Here is a 14,732-nt window from a genome sequence, read left to right on the forward strand (position 1 = left end):
TCACGACGATTCAGATGAAGACAAAATATAAAATGCTGACCTGCCTGGCATTCTTCTGTGCCGGGGTAAATCAGTCCTGCACCGATAACCTCGATGTCGCGCCGGTGAGCGTGATCACGGAGGCCTCTTACTGGAAATCGGAAAACGACGCGAATGGCGCTTTAAACGGCCTGTACGTGCTTCTAAGAAGACAGGCATCGGAAAACCTGTACCTGTGGGGCGAAGGCCGGAGCGAGGTAATGGGCCTGGGCGTGCAGGGTTCGGGCGGCCGGGAGCGGTATCACGACAACAGCCTGGATGTGACCACGGCGGGACCTAACTGGCTAGGGATGTATTACATTGTTCATCAGGCCAACCTGATCCTGAAATATGTGCCGCAAATCACCTTTACTTCCGAGGCTAGTAAAAACAATATCCTCGCCCAGGCGTACACCATGCGGGCATACACCTACTTCACCATGGCCAAAACCTGGGGAGACTTGCCATTGGTGACCGAACCGACCGAGGGCTACGACCCGGCCACCATTCAAAAACCCCGCACACCGGTAGCCGGGATTTTCTCTTTTGTCAAGGAGGACATCGCCAAGGCCGCCCAGCTTTTTGGTGAATCCAATGCCCTGGCGCAGGGACGGCAGTTCTGGTCGAAACCCGCTCTGAATGCCCTGAAAGCGGATGTGTTTCTCTGGACTGCCAAAAGACTCGGCGGCGGCGAGGCCGATTTTAACATCGCGCTGGCCGCCATTACCGAGGCTGAGAAAGCGGATGTGAGTCTCCTGCCCAAATTCGAGGACGTTTTCGACTATACCAACAAAGGCAACAAGGAGATTCTGATGGCGGTGCGTTTCAAGGATATCGAAGTGACCGACAACCATTACAGCCTGATGTACTTCCCGCAGGCATTCTTACCGTCCGACCTGGATGCGGCCACCAAAGCGGCGATCGGTCTCCCGGCAGGGCAGAATTACTGGGCGCCGTCTGCAACGATCCGGAGCCAGTTTACAGCGGACGATACCCGGAAGAATGCTTCTTTTATTGAAGTATACACTGCTGCGTCAGGTACCCAAAAGTTCGTCGGGTCGCTTGCTGTGAAGTTCAATGGTTTTGTCAACTCCGGCATTAGGCTGTTCCTGGATGATGTGATCCTGTATCGGTATGCGGATGTACTACTAATGAAAGCGGAGGCAAAAAATGCGCTGGGGCAGGACGCTTCCGCCGAAATCAACAAGGTGCGGGAGCGGGCCTACGGCGCAGCGTATAAGCAGCATGTATTCGTAAGCGGCAGCAAGCAGGCCAACGACGAAGCCATTCTTCAGGAGCGTCTTTTCGAACTCGTTTTTGAAGGAAAAAGGTGGTGGGACCTGGTGCGTTTTGGAAAAGCATTCGAAAAAATACCCTCATTGAAGGACCGCGCAGGCAAGGATTATCTGCTGCTTTTCCCGATTTCAGAGGCTACATTGAGCCTCGAACCCCAGGTTAAACAAAACCCGGGCTACTGATCAGATCATTACTGAATTAAACTCTTAACCTCATGAAACATCTAATCCTTACTGCTTTTCTCTCGCTGCTTGTCGCGTCCGGTATTTGTACACACGCTCAAAAGCTGCCAGCCGGCGGGCCGCAGCTTGCATTGCAGCTCAATCCCGGTCCGGACAATCCGCGAAACAGTGAAGGGGATTTTATCACACTCAAAAACGGCGATATCCTTTTTATATATAGCCGCTATACAGGCATTTCCACGAGCGATCACGCGCCTGCCTACCTGGCTGGAAGACTGTCCCGCGACGGTGGTAAAACATGGACAACTGCTGATAGATTGATCGTGAAGCAGGAAGGGGATATGAACGTGATGTCGGTATCCCTGCTCCGGTTGAAAAATGGGAAGATAGCCCTGTTTTACCTGAAAAAGAATTCGGAAACCGACTGTATCCCTCAGATGCGGACCTCAGCCGACGAAGGCAAGACGTGGAGTGAGCCGGTGCCCTGCATTACCGACAAGAAAGGGTATTTCGTGCTGAACAACAGTCGGGTGATCCAGTTGTCGGATGGCCGGCTGATGATGGCTGTTGCGCTGCATCGGGCTGTGGATGGCAAATGGCAGAACCAGGCCACGCTGTACAGCTACTATTCCGACGACCAGGGTGCCAGTTGGAAGTCGTCTTCGGCCATCCCTAACAATTCTCAAATCATCACTCAGGAGCCAGGCTTGATCGAATTGAAAGACGGCCGGATTATGATGTTCATTCGCGCCAGCGGTGGTGTGCAGCAATTGTCCTATTCGTCGGACAAGGGAGCCAGCTGGTCGCACATCGAGCCGAGTAACATTGCTTCGCCATTGTCGCCGGCTTCTATTAAAAGAATTCCGGGTACGTCCGATCTGCTGCTGGTTTGGAATAACAACGACGGCAGCCAGCCCCAAACCAAAGACAAACGCACGCCGCTGACCGTGGCCATTTCCAAAGACGACGGTAAAACCTGGATCAACACCCGGAACATCGAAACCGACCCGGATGGCTGGTACTGTTACATCGCGATTCATTTTACGAAAAATGACGTGCTGCTGGGGTATTGCGCGGGAAGCCAGGCAAAAAAGACGCATCTGTCGGTAACGAACGTGAAGCGGTTTTCGCAAAAATGGCTGTACCAATAAGCGGTCACATGAAAGAGCGTCATCGTCGGTCACGGAGATCTTTTCTGCTGCGTGCGCTGGCAGGTACGCTCGCGGGAGTGCTGCCCGCATGGGCAACCGCGAATGTAACTGCGGGCAGGAAAGCAGGCTCGGCAGAAGGGGATCTGGAAAAGATTGCGGCTTTGCTGAGCGGCAAGACACGCAGCACCTGGGTTTTTGCCGGAGACAGCATTACCCAGGGAGCCAAGCATACCCACGGGCATCGGAGTTATCCCGAAATTTTCGCGGAGCGGCTCCGGTGGGAGCTGGCACGGGTAGGCGACATTGTGGTCAACACGGGAATGAGCGGACACACTACCCGGCACATGCTGAATGACATGGATTGGCGTGTGGGGCAATTCAGACCCGGGGTGGTATCGGCGATGCTGGGAACGAATGACTGCGCACGCAATCAGGTAACTCTGGCGGATTTTGAAGCTAACCTGCGGTCCATCGTGGCGCAGATCAGGGCGATGAATGCCGTGCCGATCCTGCATACGCCCAACCCGATTATCGCCGGTAAAGCTCCCGAGCGTGCGTCCCTCCCCGAATACGTAACGGTGATCAGAAAAGTGGCCGGTGCGGAAAATACAATCCTGGTGGATCATGACGCCGGATGGAATACCGAGATGCAGAACCGGACTGCTGAGACAGTGTACCGTGAGTGGCTGAACGATCCGCTGCATCCCAACCAACGCGGGCACCAGCAGCTTGCTGCAGCGCTATTTAAAACGCTGAACATTTTTGACCCAGCCCAACCCACTTGCGGAGGAGCCTATTATGAAGGAGAACACTGAGAACGAACAAACCAGCGTCATTACCGCGACGCAGCGGGGCCCCGCCGTGCTGATTTCCGCAGGCGTGCATGGCGACGAATACGAGCCCATGGTTGCGGCGGCGGAGCTTGCGGCAACTTTGCCTGAGATGCTTACACACGGCCAGGTCACGATCGTCAAAGTTGTAAATCCCGACGCCTATGGGCATGGGACGCGGCAAGGCAGTGATGGGCTGGATCTGGCCCGGATTTGCCCGGGTGACCTTGGTGGGTCGGTTTCCGAGGCCTATGCGGCCCGGATCAGTTCGATGATAAAACAGGCCGATTACTATGTGGATATGCACACCGGCGGTTTGACCTACGAAATCCACCCGTTGGCAGGATATATGCTTCATCCCAATGAGGCTGTTCTGGATGTACAGCGGCAAATGGCACGCTGCTTCGATGTGCCGGTGATTTGGGGCACCGATTGCCGGCCGCAGGGGCGGACCTTATCGGTCGCAAGAGATGCAAATGTTCCGGCCGTGTACCTGGAATTCGGCGGCGGGGCCGGTTTTCGCCGGGAAGTGGTCGATACCTATGTGGCCGGGGTGATCAATATGCTCAGGTTTTTGGGGATGATTACCGGAGAGGCAATCAAGTCGTCTGAGTCCTATTGGTTGGAAGATCACCGCCCCGACAGCGGTTATCTTCAGGGAAAAATGCCTTCGCCCGCAGAAGGTATCCTGATGACCCAGGTAGCATTGGGGGAAATGGTTAGCGCTGGCCAATGTTTCGGACGCATTTTTGATCCGGTGTCGGGCGTCAGCCATTCGGTTTATGCGGAGCTCGGGGGAATGGTTTTTCTCAAAAGGGCAATCGTGAAAGTGCAATCCGGCGACGCACTGGGGGGCATTCTGCCCATTACGCAAAAAGGAAAACATACGATTTATGAATAGAGACCATGTGGTATTGATTACCGGTGCTACCGGAGGCATTGGCCGCGCCACAGCCTGGGCATTTGCCTCGGTGGGCTGCAAGCTGGTGTTAACCGACACAGGCCCATCGCAATTGTCGGCATTGGAAGAGGAGTTGAAAGCAGGGCATTATCAGCAGGTTTTATCCCTGCCGGGCGATTTGGCAGAAACCGGTTTTTGGGATGAACTGATAGGCAACGCTTTTGCAAAATGGGGAACTGTCGATGTCCTGGTCAACAATGCAGCCTGGCGGGCGATCGAAACCATGCGGACAATCCCGGTTGAGACTTGGGAGAAAACCCTGCGCATTTGCCTGACGGCACCGGCTTTCCTTTCACGGGCGGTAGCGGCGCGGATGGAGGCATTGAAGCGCCCGGCTGTGATTGTGAATGTGTCGAGTATGATGGCCGACCGGCCTGCCGGCACTTCCCCGGCCTACATTGCCTCGAAGGGCGCACTCGACAGCCTGACGGCCGAGCTGGCGGTCACCTACGGGCGCAGCGGGATCAGGGTGGTAGGCGTGAGCCCGGGTTATGTAGAGACCGCATTGAGCCGCGACTACCGGGATGCTGACGGAGATAATGTAAGCGCACGCCTGATCGACGCGGTAAATGACAACGTACCGCTTGGAAGAGGGGCGGGCCCGGAGGAAATCGCTTCGGCAATATGCTGGCTGAGCTCGGAAGGAGCCTCCTACATTACCGGGACCACATTGGTTATCGACGGCGGCTTCAAACATAATTTCAGCGGGTACAGTGTTAAAAGAAATCAATTCCCTGATCAGTTTTGAAAAATATCTGGAGACATTCTTCACTATTGCCGCAGGTGGCGGCAGAATACCGGATTTTGCTCGGTGAGGCCGAGACCCCATTGGTGCGTTCACGAAGTATAGCAGCCGCGCTGGGCCTGGATGCACTGTATTTCAAACTGGAAAACCTGAATCCGACCGGTTCGTACAAGGACCGCTTTGCAGCAGTGCTTGTTTCGGAAATGCATATGCGCGGACAGAAAATTTGCATTGCCACGTCCAGCGGAAATACCGGCGCAGCGCTGAGCGCCTATTGCGCGGCGGCGGGCATTCGTTGTGTGATCGTCGCGGTGGACGGAGCGCCGGTGCAGAAGGTACGGCAAATGCAGCTTTATGGGGCGGAGGTGATCATGGTGAAAGACTTTGGCAAGGATCCGCAGACTACCACCTTTGTTTTCGATCAGCTGGAAGCGCTTTGCGATTCGCATAACCTTCCGCTTCCGATTAGTGCGTACCGGTATTGCCCGTCGGCCATGAGGGGCGTGGAAACGATTGCCGCCGAAATAGCAGAGGTGCTACCGAGCGGTGTGCAGATTTTTGCACCGGCCGGCGGCGGAGGCCTCTCATTGGCGGTATGCCGCGGAGCAGCGCAGTCCGGAGCCGATTTTACAGTCCATTGCGTTCAGCCCGGGGGGAATGATACGATCGTGAGCGCGCTGCGAAACGGCGACGTTGCGGCTGTTCCGGTGAATGCGTCCACCACGGCGGTCAGCGGGTTGCAGGTAGCGAGCGTGATCGACGGCGATGCGGTGATCGGGCATTGCCGGCGGTCGGGCGGCAATGGGTACAGCGTCAGCGACGAGCAGGTGTTTGGCTGGCAAAGAGCGCTGGCGCAAAAAGAAGGTATTTTTTGCGAGCCTGCCGGTGCGGTAGCATTGGCAGGGCTGGAAAATGCCCTTCGGCGAAATGAACTGGATAAAAGCCGCCCGGTAGTGTGCCTCGTTACCGGCAGCGGTTTTAAAGATATGAACGCGGTGGACCAGCGTTTTCAACTCCCTCCGACCGACGCAATGCCGTCACATCAATGGATAAAAACAATTCAAACTCTTTTTAATCAAGATTATGCGTGAGCAAAGTTCTATTTTTCAGGGCCTGTGGCCGGCGCTTTTTACACCGGTAAACCCCGATGGAAGCCTAAATCCCAAAGAGCTCGAAAAGCTCATCGAACTGCTGATCGCCCAAAAGGTGGACGGGTTGTATTTGCTGGGCTCGACGGGCCAGGGCTTCCTTTTTTCAGAAGAGGAGCGTAAGCAGATTACCCGGCTGACGCTGGAAATTGCCGCAAAACGTATTCCGGTAATGGTACAGGTTGGAGCCCTTAATACGGAAGAATCCATACGTCTGGCACGGCACGCCGCCGAACATGGCGCCGACGGTATTTCGGCTGTTGGCCCGATCTATTATGGCGCTTCGGCCGACATGGCCTTTGAGCATTACCGGCGCATCGCGCAGGCTACCGACGTACCTTTTTTCCCTTACCAGATCGGCAATGCAGCCAATATGCAGGTGATCGACCGGCTTCTGACCTTGCCGCAGGTCCATGGGATGAAACTGACAACCGACAAGATGTTGGAGATCAGTACGATTAAAAATAGGGCAGGGGAGCAATGGAAGCTATTTAGCGGGGCCGATGAGCTGATGTGCCAGGCGGCGCTTTGCGGTACTGTGGGGGCGATCGGCACGAGTTACAACCTGTTTGGCCCGACCTGTAAATTCATCAGAGAATCGTTCCTGGCAGGAGAAACAATGCATGCCATGGAGTATATGCTTACTTTCCAGAAGTTTATCGAGACGATCATTCCGGTTATCTGGTCCTTTTTTAACCGTGCAATGTATTTACGCTATAACATCGTCATTGGAGAACCCAAGCCGCCATTGCTGGCCAAGCAACTTCCCTGGACGGATGAGCAGATTATCGCCATGATGGAAGAAATAGAGAATTTCTATACGCCTGTCAGCTAATTAAGCGGCGGCACCGCCTGATTTTACCAAAATATCCTGCAAAACCCACGGTTCATGAAGATCGCAAAACCCTTTTCGGAAGGCCGGCCGGCCTTGTATGCCTGGCTGGTGGTTGTAATGCTCTGCCTGGTGGGCTGTCTCAACTACCTCGACAGGATGATGATTACCACCATGCGCAGTTCCATTGTGGCTGCGATTCCGATGTCGGAGACGCAGTTCGGGTTGCTAACTTCCGTCTTCCTTTGGGTTTACGGACTGCTTAGCCCCGTCGCGGGTTTTTTGGCCGATCGTTTCAGCCGCAGCAAAGTGATTATCATCAGCTTGCTGGTGTGGTCACTCGTAACCTGGCTCACCTCGCATGCGGTCACCTTCGAGCAACTGCTCGCTACCAGGGCATTGATGGGCATCAGCGAGGCATGTTACATTCCGGCTGCCCTGGCCCTGATCATGGACTACCACCCGGAAAAGACCAAATCGCTGGCCACGGGTATCCACATGGGCGGCGTAATGTTTGGGCAGAGCCTGGGCTTTATCGGCGGATGGCTTGCCGAAAACCACTCCTGGAATTTCGCATTCAAGGTATTCGGAGGTTTCGGCATCGTGTATGCCATGGTGCTGGCACTTACGCTGCGTGATTCTCAATCAGCCATTCAAAAATCAAGCGGGGATATCAATAAACCCGGGGGTTTTGCGGGAGCAATACGCAAGCTGCTCAGGACACGTTCCTACCTGTTTGCGATCCTGTACTGGGGATTGATCAGCATTGTCGGCTGGCTGGTGGTGGCATGGCTGCCGACGTATTTTAAGGAGCATTTTGCCCTGTCGCAGAGTATGGCAGGGGTGTATTCGACGGGGTATTTTCATAGCGCATCGCTGGCGGGTGTACTGCTGGGTGGTTTTCTGGCCGACCGGTGGAGCAGGCATAATCCCCGCGCGCGGGTGCTGGTACCCCTCTACGGTTTGCTGATCGGAGCGCCCGCGATCTTTCTGGCCAGTAATACGGCGGTACTGTCTGTGGCAATCGGCTGTTTCATGTTGTATGCGCTCACACGCACGTTCACGGATGCGAACATGATGCCCATTCTGAGCATGATCGTCGATGCGCGCTACCGGGCCACGGCATATGGTATTCTCAATATGTTCAGCTGCATTGTCGGCGGTTTGGGGATTTACGCGGGAGGGATGCTCCGTGACGCGGATGTGGCGCTTTCTGCCATGTTCAAAGTTGCGGCAGGCTTGATGCTGGTCTGCGTGGTGGTTTTAAGATATATCAGGACGGAGCCTGTTGAGAATCAGGTATTAAATCAAATAGAAAAATGAATATTGAAGAACTAAAAGACAAATTATATGTGGCCGTGCTTGCTGACGTGCTCGATCAGCTGGGGTTTACCCAACAGGCTACCCGAACGCCTTTTTTCGCCTACACGGGTACCAATAAGCTGATGGGCCGCTGCAAGACCACGCTTTGGGTGGATATGTACCATCAGGATCCCAACCCTTATGAGCTCGAATTGAAGGCGGTCGATTCATGCCAGCCCGGCGATTTGCTGATCTGCGCGGCGGGCGGCTCCAACCGGTCGGGTATCTGGGGCGAGCTGCTTTCTACCGCAGCAAGCAATGCGGGCTGTGTGGGAGTATTGGTGCATGGTTCGGTGCGTGACATCGATAAAATGACTGCGATGGGATTTCCTGTATTTGCGACCGGTAAAAACCCCTATGACAGCCAGAACCGTCAAAAGGTGGTGGACCTGGATGTGGTTGTGGAAATCGACGGGGTGAAATTTGCGCCCGGCGATCTGGTCATGGCCGACCAGGATGGTATTGTGGTAGTACCGCAGCAGGTGGAAGCACAGGTGCTGGCCGCAGCACTCGAAAAGGTTTCGGCGGAGAACGTCACTCGCGATGCGATCAGGAACGGCATGAAGGCGGCGGAGGCATATCAGAAATTCGGTGTATTATGAAAACAAAACATGTTGTGACCGGCCCGGTCCCGCAGAGCCATTTACCTTTTTCTCCCGGAATCGTATCGGGTGAATATCTTTTTGTGTCCGGACAAGCGAGCGTCGACGATCAGGGCCAGATTGTCGACGACACTTTCGAGGGCGAATGCCGCAGGTCGTTTGATAATCTGAAAAGGATCGTCGAGGCCGCCGGGGCAACACTGGACGATGCCGTGCAGGTCAGGAATTACGTTGGTCGCCAGCAGGATCTGGCCAGTTTCAATGCCATTTACCGGGAATACTTCCGGGAGCCGTTTCCTGCACGTACAACGCTGATTGGATGTCTCGGGGATCTGCTCAAATTCGAAGTCGACGCGGTCATTCATTTAGGTAAATAGTCCGGCATGGCTGAATTAACACCACCGATGTCTGGTTTGCAGGGCGCACCCCGGCGTGTGGGATTGCTGGGAATCTACCATGAGACCAACACATTTATCGAATCCGCAACGACCCTCGCTGATTTTCGGAATGGATATTGGCTGGAAGCAAGCCAGATCAGAGACGAGTATCAGGGAGCCAACCATGAGATCAGCGGGCTGATCGAGGTGATAGACAGCGCTCCGGATATGGAACTGGTGCCGGTATTTTATGCGATGGCCACGCCGGGAGGACTGATCACGAGAGATTGCTACCTGGCATTGCTGGATCGTATGATGCAGCTTCTGGACCAGGCGGGGCCATTGGATGCCTGCTTGGTCGCGCCGCATGGTGCCGGTGTGGCCGAGGGGTGCCTGGATATGGACGGGCATTGGTTGTTGCTGCTGAGACAGAAGTTGGGAATTGATGTACCGATCATCGGCACGCTGGACCCGCATGCCAATGTAAGCCAGGCGATGGCCGATGCCACCGATGGCCTGATCGCCTATGCTACCAATCCGCATATTGATCAGAAACAGACCGGTATTGCGGCTGCCCGGCTGCTGGTGAATACCTTGCGCGGTGAGATTTCGCCTGTGCAGCTGCTCGTCAAACCGCCCGTAGCCATTAGTATCGAGCAGCAGTTTACTTCAAATCAGCCTTGCCTGGGGCTTTATGCGCTTGCGCAAGAGCTGGAACAGCGTATGGCTCTGGTTTCGGTGAGCGTACTGCTTGGCTTTCCCTATGCGGATGTACATGAAATGGGGTCGGGGTTCATCGTGATCGCGGACCGCAATCAGTCACTGGCTGCGGTCGGCCAGGCGGAGGAAGCTGGATCTATACTTTCAGCCTTTTTACTGGACCGCAAGCGGGCATTCAATGGGAAGAAATCGGGCATTGATGCAGTGCTCGATGACTTGGTAAATCACCTGCAACCGGTACTGCTGCTGGATATGGGCGACAACATCGGAGGCGGAGCGCCGGGCAACAGCACTTTGATTCTCGAACAACTTGAAGCAGGCGGATTGTCAGGCTTTTTTGTTTGCCTGTACGATCCGGAAAGCGTGGAAAAATGCCAGGACGTGAGCGCCGGGGCAGTTGTTCCTCTTTTTCTTGGCGGGAAAAACGGTTTTCAAACGAGCGTGGAGGTGCTTGCGTTACAAGATGGCCGCTTCACGGAGGATACGCCGCGGCACGGAGGGTTTGTTCATTATGATATGGGCGCTACGGCGGTGGTCCGTACCCCGAGCGGCAATACGGTCATGCTTACGACGAGGCGCACGCCACCGTACAGTCTGCGGCAGCTCACGGCTTTTGGACTGGATCCGCGTGGCTTCCGGGGGATTGTAGCCAAAGGGGTCAACGCGCCCATTGCTGCTTACAGCGATGTTTGCCCGTCGATTATTCAGGTCGATACGCCCGGAGTGACCCAAGCCGATATGACCCTATTTACATACCAGAACCGAAAAGTACCTCTGTTCCCTTTTGAAGAATCTGTTTGACCGTTTATGAACCTGCAAAGCACCATAGTAAAACTTCTGGATCTGCCTTTTTACACGGAGGGCCCCTGTGCGGATGATGCGGGCAATTGTTTTTTTACCACATTGAGCGGTGGCCAGCTCCTGCACATGCGGCCGGGCGAAGCCCCGGTAAGATGGGCCGAAGCCGGTTGTCCGAATGGTCAGCTGATCACCTCAGGGGGGACGCATCTGGTGTGCGACAGTGGGGCGGGTAGCATTGTGCAGTTTGATCGTGAAGGCAATCGAACGGGAGCGCTGTTAAACAAGCAATACGCCGGGCATACTGTTTATTGCCCGAACGACCTGATCGAAGACCGTGACGGAAATGTGTTTTTTACCGATTCGGTACGCGACAGCGGCAGGGTTTTCAAAGTGGGAAAAGACGGGTCGGGGGAATGCATTGCCGCCGGCGTAGACTATCCGAACGGATTGGCGCTGTCGCCGGACGAATCGCTGCTCTATGTCGCGGAGAGTTATCGGAACAGGATACTGGCTATTTCGCTGAATGGGAAGCCGGGCCCGTCGGTATTTGTCTGGGCCGTGTTGCCCGGGCATCGATCCGGCAGGCCCGCTGATAACCTGCCGGACGGACTGGCAACCGATGCACAGGGGCGTGTTTGGGTAGCCCATTACGGCATGCAGGCTATTCAGGTATTTTCGCCTGAAGGCACATTGCTGGCCAGCCTGGATACCAAATTACCCCTTACCAGCAACCTGTGCTTTGTTTCCGACCAACCGCATCGGAAAACCGTTTTGATCACCGGTGGGTACGCTGAGCCCGGTCCGGGAGCTGTACTGATGATGACCGTCGATGTGATATGAATGATTTTATGAAATATTTTTTAATTATAGTGATGATGATGGTAGTTGAAGCGGCTGTTGCACAAACCGCATTGGAATGGAAGACATTCCCCGATTTGCCTGATGAACGCGGGTTTGCAGGCATGTATGCGGGCGTAAGCCACGGCGCGCTCCTGTGTCTGGGTGGTGCGAATTTTCCCGACGGGTATCCCTGGGAAGGAGGTGTCAAGAAATGGTATGACGGGATTTATCTGCTCGAACAGGGCGGTAAATGGAGAAAGCTGCCCCAAACAATGGAAACCGCCGCCGGCTATGGCGTTTCGGTTTCCTATCAGGATAAAGTAATTCTGGTCGGTGGCAGCAATGCGCGTGAACATTTGAGCCGGGTAATCGGCTATGAATGGGACGGGCACGCGCTTGCGCGGCATCACTATCCTGCGCTGCCCTTTCCGCTGGCTAATATGTCCGGTGCGGTGCTCGAAGACCTTCTGATTGTGGTCGGGGGAAATGTTTCGCCCATAGGCGCAGGACTTACTAAATGTTTGGTGCTGGATTTGAAGGATGTTCAATCAGGCTGGACTGAAATGGAAGCATGGCCAGGTCCCGGACGTGTTTTCCCTGTTTGCGCGATATTCGACGGGGCGTTTTATATGTTCAGCGGCGAGACGACCGCGATCAATTCCAAGGGTAATTCGTACAGGCTGATTCACCAGGACGGCTACCGGCTGAGCATTCAGTATTTGGCCGGACGGCGAAGTGCGCATTGGGAAAAACTGGCAGCGATGCCAAGGGGCATGTCGGCGGGTGGCGCGGTGCTGCCGGTGGTAAAGGGCGACCGATTTTTGTTCTGGGGCGGCGTAGATGCCGTGACGGCACAACATAAGACACCCTCCTCGCATCCGGGGATTACCAACGACCTGTTGTATTACTTCCCCCACACGGATTCCTGGGAGTTTGTGGGCCGGCAGCAGCGTTTTCCGGCCCGTGTGACATTGCCGGTGGTGCATTGGCAAAACCAGTGGCTTTATATTAGCGGAGAGATCAAACCCGGCATCAGAACGCCCGCCATTACGGGAGTTAATTAACACCTTATGAAAACAATCACATTCAAAGGATACCGCTTTTCCCAGCTTACGTTGGGAACCGTGCAGCTGGGGATGCCCTACGGGATATCCAATTCGCAAGGTATGCCCAACGACCAGGATGCATTGGATATGCTACATATGGCGGCGGGTGCAGGGATTACCACTTTCGATACCGCACGGCAGTATGGGGCTTCCGAGGCGCTCCTGGGCCGCTTTTTAGAAGGCCATATGGGAAAAGGCCTGAATATGGTTTCCAAGTTTAAGATTGCGCCTCAAGAAGCCGGTTCATTGGAGCGGGCCTGGAAATCGGTAGAAGCCAGTGTCAGGGCGTCCATTGAATGCCTGGGAATCAGTAAACTGCCTGTATGCCTGCTGCACAAGGGAGAGGAACCCATGGAAACAGTGGCGGGCGTACTGCCTGAAATCATTTCGAGGCTCAGGGAACAGGGGTTGATCGATATTGGCGGAGTGTCCGTGTATGAACCGGTGGACGTTGCTTTTTGCCTGTCGGAGCCCCTTGTTGAAGCGGTGCAGGTGCCGGTCAATATCTTCGATCAGCGGCTGGTCGTTTCGGGGGCATTGCAACGCCTTGCAGGAGCGCGGAAGCTGGTTTTTGCGCGCAGTGTCTTCCTGCAAGGGCTGTTTTTCATGGATCCCGGGCAAATCAGTGGTAACCTTAAACCAGCCATACCGTTTTTGAGGCAGCTTCATGCATTCGCCAGCGAATACCACCTCGATGTAGCGGGAATGGCCTTTGCTTACGTCAGAGACCTGCCGGGGATCGATAGTGTCGTCATAGGGGCGGTTACTTCGGCACAACTGGCCGAGAATGTGAGATTGCTTGATGCCCCGGAGATTCCCCCGGCGCTTCGGGATGAATTTATCAAAGTATTTACAGCTGTCCCCGACGAAATCCTTACGCCGGGAAGATGGAAAATTTAATCAATGATGAACCAGTTATTTAGCTTGACCGACAAAGTGGCGATCGTCACGGGAGGAGCCGGCTTTTTTGGGACACCCATATCCACAGCTTTGGCGGAGGCTGGCGCTCAGGTGGTCATCGCCTCGCGCAACGTCAGCACATGCGAGCATTTAGCGTCCGGGTTGTCGGCCCGGGGGCTGCTTGCCACAGCCATGTCGGTAGACCTGGAAGATGAATCTTCCATCCGGGCACTTGTTGAAGCGGTGATGGCCATGTTCGGACGCATCGATATTCTTGTCAATAACGCTGTTTCGAGGCAGGGTTTTCAAAACCTGGAAGAAATCGAAATTGAAGGCTGGGAAGCAGCCCAGCGCGTCAATGCTACCGGGCTCATGTTGATGACCCGGGCTGTTATCGGGCCGATGAAGGCAGCGGGCGGGGGAAGCATCATCAACATAGGATCGATCCAGGGAGCGGTAGGGCCGCATTTCCCGGTTTATGGAGAGACGGGGATGACAAGTCCGGTCAACTATACCTACGACAAATGGGGCATGGTGGGTTTCACCAAATGGCTGGCCAATTTTTACGGCCGGTACAACATCCGGGCCAACTGCATTAGTCCGGGTGGGTACGGGCCCGGGGTTGCCCAGCTGGAAGGGAAGGAGGAGTTCATTGAAAATTACAAAAGACTTACCCCGTTGGGGCGGTTCGCCGATGACGCGGATATCAAAGGCCCGGTCGTATTTATGGCCTCGGACGCGTCGGCATTCATAACCGGGCAGAACCTGCTGGTCGATGGCGGCTGGACGAGCTGGTAGCGGTCTCGTAATGCAAAGTTGATACGCTTTAATATGTGTCCGTTAGTGAGTAAAAGATCCGTT

Annotated in this window: 15 protein-coding genes; all 15 read left to right on the top strand. The window is 54.8% G+C overall.

Annotated elements, in window-relative coordinates; genetic code table 11:
- Positions 1–14: 14 nt before the first annotated feature.
- From CLV60_RS06210 to CLV60_RS06280, 15 genes are read left to right on the top strand one after another with little or no spacing between them, the layout of a single operon-like run.
- Complete coding sequence (locus CLV60_RS06210) at positions 15–1,496, top strand: RagB/SusD family nutrient uptake outer membrane protein (RefSeq protein ID WP_106594525.1); 1,482 nt, start codon at positions 15–17, stop codon at positions 1,494–1,496.
- A 32-nt stretch (positions 1,497–1,528) separates the two neighbouring features.
- A complete protein-coding gene (locus CLV60_RS06215; protein WP_106594526.1) occupies positions 1,529–2,647 on the top strand; it encodes a sialidase family protein in 1,119 nt (372 codons plus the stop codon).
- 8 nt (positions 2,648–2,655) lie between these two features.
- Positions 2,656–3,462, top strand: a complete 807-nt coding sequence (locus CLV60_RS06220) for an SGNH/GDSL hydrolase family protein (protein WP_106594527.1) — start codon at positions 2,656–2,658, stop codon at positions 3,460–3,462.
- Positions 3,410–4,378, top strand: a complete 969-nt coding sequence (locus CLV60_RS06225) for a succinylglutamate desuccinylase/aspartoacylase family protein (RefSeq protein ID WP_211302199.1) — start codon at positions 3,410–3,412, stop codon at positions 4,376–4,378. The genes CLV60_RS06220 and CLV60_RS06225 overlap by 53 nt, the downstream gene beginning before the upstream one ends.
- Entirely contained in the window at positions 4,371–5,186 is an 816-nt protein-coding gene (locus CLV60_RS06230; protein ID WP_106594529.1) for an SDR family NAD(P)-dependent oxidoreductase, read from the top strand. Before CLV60_RS06225 ends, CLV60_RS06230 begins: the two co-directional genes overlap by 8 nt.
- Entirely contained in the window at positions 5,183–6,274 is a 1,092-nt protein-coding gene (locus CLV60_RS06235) for a PLP-dependent lyase/thiolase (RefSeq protein ID WP_106594530.1), read from the top strand. Before CLV60_RS06230 ends, CLV60_RS06235 begins: the two co-directional genes overlap by 4 nt.
- Complete coding sequence (locus tag CLV60_RS06240; protein ID WP_106594531.1) at positions 6,267–7,166, top strand: dihydrodipicolinate synthase family protein; 900 nt, start codon at positions 6,267–6,269, stop codon at positions 7,164–7,166. Before CLV60_RS06235 ends, CLV60_RS06240 begins: the two co-directional genes overlap by 8 nt.
- Before the next feature lie 54 nt (positions 7,167–7,220).
- Entirely contained in the window at positions 7,221–8,486 is a 1,266-nt protein-coding gene (locus CLV60_RS06245; protein WP_106594532.1) for an MFS transporter, read from the top strand.
- Positions 8,483–9,127 carry an RraA family protein gene (locus CLV60_RS06250; protein ID WP_106594533.1) on the top strand — a complete coding sequence of 215 codons (645 nt, stop codon included), beginning with the start codon at positions 8,483–8,485 and terminating at the stop codon, positions 9,125–9,127. Before CLV60_RS06245 ends, CLV60_RS06250 begins: the two co-directional genes overlap by 4 nt.
- Entirely contained in the window at positions 9,124–9,504 is a 381-nt protein-coding gene (locus CLV60_RS06255) for a RidA family protein (protein WP_106594534.1), read from the top strand. Before CLV60_RS06250 ends, CLV60_RS06255 begins: the two co-directional genes overlap by 4 nt.
- A 6-nt stretch (positions 9,505–9,510) precedes the next feature.
- On the top strand, positions 9,511–11,025 hold the full coding sequence (locus tag CLV60_RS06260; protein WP_211302200.1) for a M81 family metallopeptidase: 1,515 nt from the start codon (positions 9,511–9,513) through the stop codon (positions 11,023–11,025).
- 6 nt (positions 11,026–11,031) lie between these two features.
- Complete coding sequence (locus CLV60_RS06265) at positions 11,032–11,865, top strand: SMP-30/gluconolactonase/LRE family protein (RefSeq protein WP_106594536.1); 834 nt, start codon at positions 11,032–11,034, stop codon at positions 11,863–11,865.
- An 8-nt stretch (positions 11,866–11,873) separates the two neighbouring features.
- The gene (locus tag CLV60_RS06270; protein WP_146151523.1) at positions 11,874–12,929 is read left to right on the top strand and encodes a hypothetical protein; all 1,056 of its coding nucleotides are present in this window, start codon (positions 11,874–11,876) and stop codon (positions 12,927–12,929) included.
- A gap of 6 nt (positions 12,930–12,935) precedes the next feature.
- Positions 12,936–13,871: an aldo/keto reductase gene (locus CLV60_RS06275; RefSeq protein WP_106594538.1), complete on the top strand. Its 936-nt coding sequence runs from the start codon at positions 12,936–12,938 to the stop codon at positions 13,869–13,871.
- A 3-nt stretch (positions 13,872–13,874) separates the two neighbouring features.
- Positions 13,875–14,669: an SDR family NAD(P)-dependent oxidoreductase gene (locus CLV60_RS06280; protein WP_211302201.1), complete on the top strand. Its 795-nt coding sequence runs from the start codon at positions 13,875–13,877 to the stop codon at positions 14,667–14,669.
- Positions 14,670–14,732 lie beyond the last annotated feature (63 nt).

The sequence above is a fragment of the Dyadobacter jiangsuensis genome, assembly GCF_003014695.1.
In the GTDB taxonomy this organism is placed as follows: Bacteria; Bacteroidota; Bacteroidia; order Cytophagales; family Spirosomataceae; genus Dyadobacter; species Dyadobacter jiangsuensis.

Excerpts from the sequence above, each read along its gene's own strand:
- CLV60_RS06210 (WP_106594525.1), top strand. The coding sequence starts at position 15 with ATGAAGACAAAATATAAAATGCTGACCTGCCTGGCATTCTTCTGTGCC.
- CLV60_RS06215 (WP_106594526.1), top strand. The coding sequence starts at position 1,529 with ATGAAACATCTAATCCTTACTGCTTTTCTCTCGCTGCTTGTCGCGTCC.
- CLV60_RS06220 (WP_106594527.1), top strand. The coding sequence starts at position 2,656 with ATGAAAGAGCGTCATCGTCGGTCACGGAGATCTTTTCTGCTGCGTGCG.
- CLV60_RS06230 (WP_106594529.1), top strand. The coding sequence starts at position 4,371 with ATGAATAGAGACCATGTGGTATTGATTACCGGTGCTACCGGAGGCATT.
- CLV60_RS06240 (WP_106594531.1), top strand. The coding sequence starts at position 6,267 with ATGCGTGAGCAAAGTTCTATTTTTCAGGGCCTGTGGCCGGCGCTTTTT.
- CLV60_RS06245 (WP_106594532.1), top strand. The coding sequence starts at position 7,221 with ATGAAGATCGCAAAACCCTTTTCGGAAGGCCGGCCGGCCTTGTATGCC.
- CLV60_RS06250 (WP_106594533.1), top strand. The coding sequence starts at position 8,483 with ATGAATATTGAAGAACTAAAAGACAAATTATATGTGGCCGTGCTTGCT.
- CLV60_RS06255 (WP_106594534.1), top strand. The coding sequence starts at position 9,124 with ATGAAAACAAAACATGTTGTGACCGGCCCGGTCCCGCAGAGCCATTTA.
- CLV60_RS06260 (WP_211302200.1), top strand. The coding sequence starts at position 9,511 with ATGGCTGAATTAACACCACCGATGTCTGGTTTGCAGGGCGCACCCCGG.
- CLV60_RS06265 (WP_106594536.1), top strand. The coding sequence starts at position 11,032 with ATGAACCTGCAAAGCACCATAGTAAAACTTCTGGATCTGCCTTTTTAC.
- CLV60_RS06270 (WP_146151523.1), top strand. The coding sequence starts at position 11,874 with ATGAAATATTTTTTAATTATAGTGATGATGATGGTAGTTGAAGCGGCT.
- CLV60_RS06275 (WP_106594538.1), top strand. The coding sequence starts at position 12,936 with ATGAAAACAATCACATTCAAAGGATACCGCTTTTCCCAGCTTACGTTG.
- CLV60_RS06280 (WP_211302201.1), top strand. The coding sequence starts at position 13,875 with ATGATGAACCAGTTATTTAGCTTGACCGACAAAGTGGCGATCGTCACG.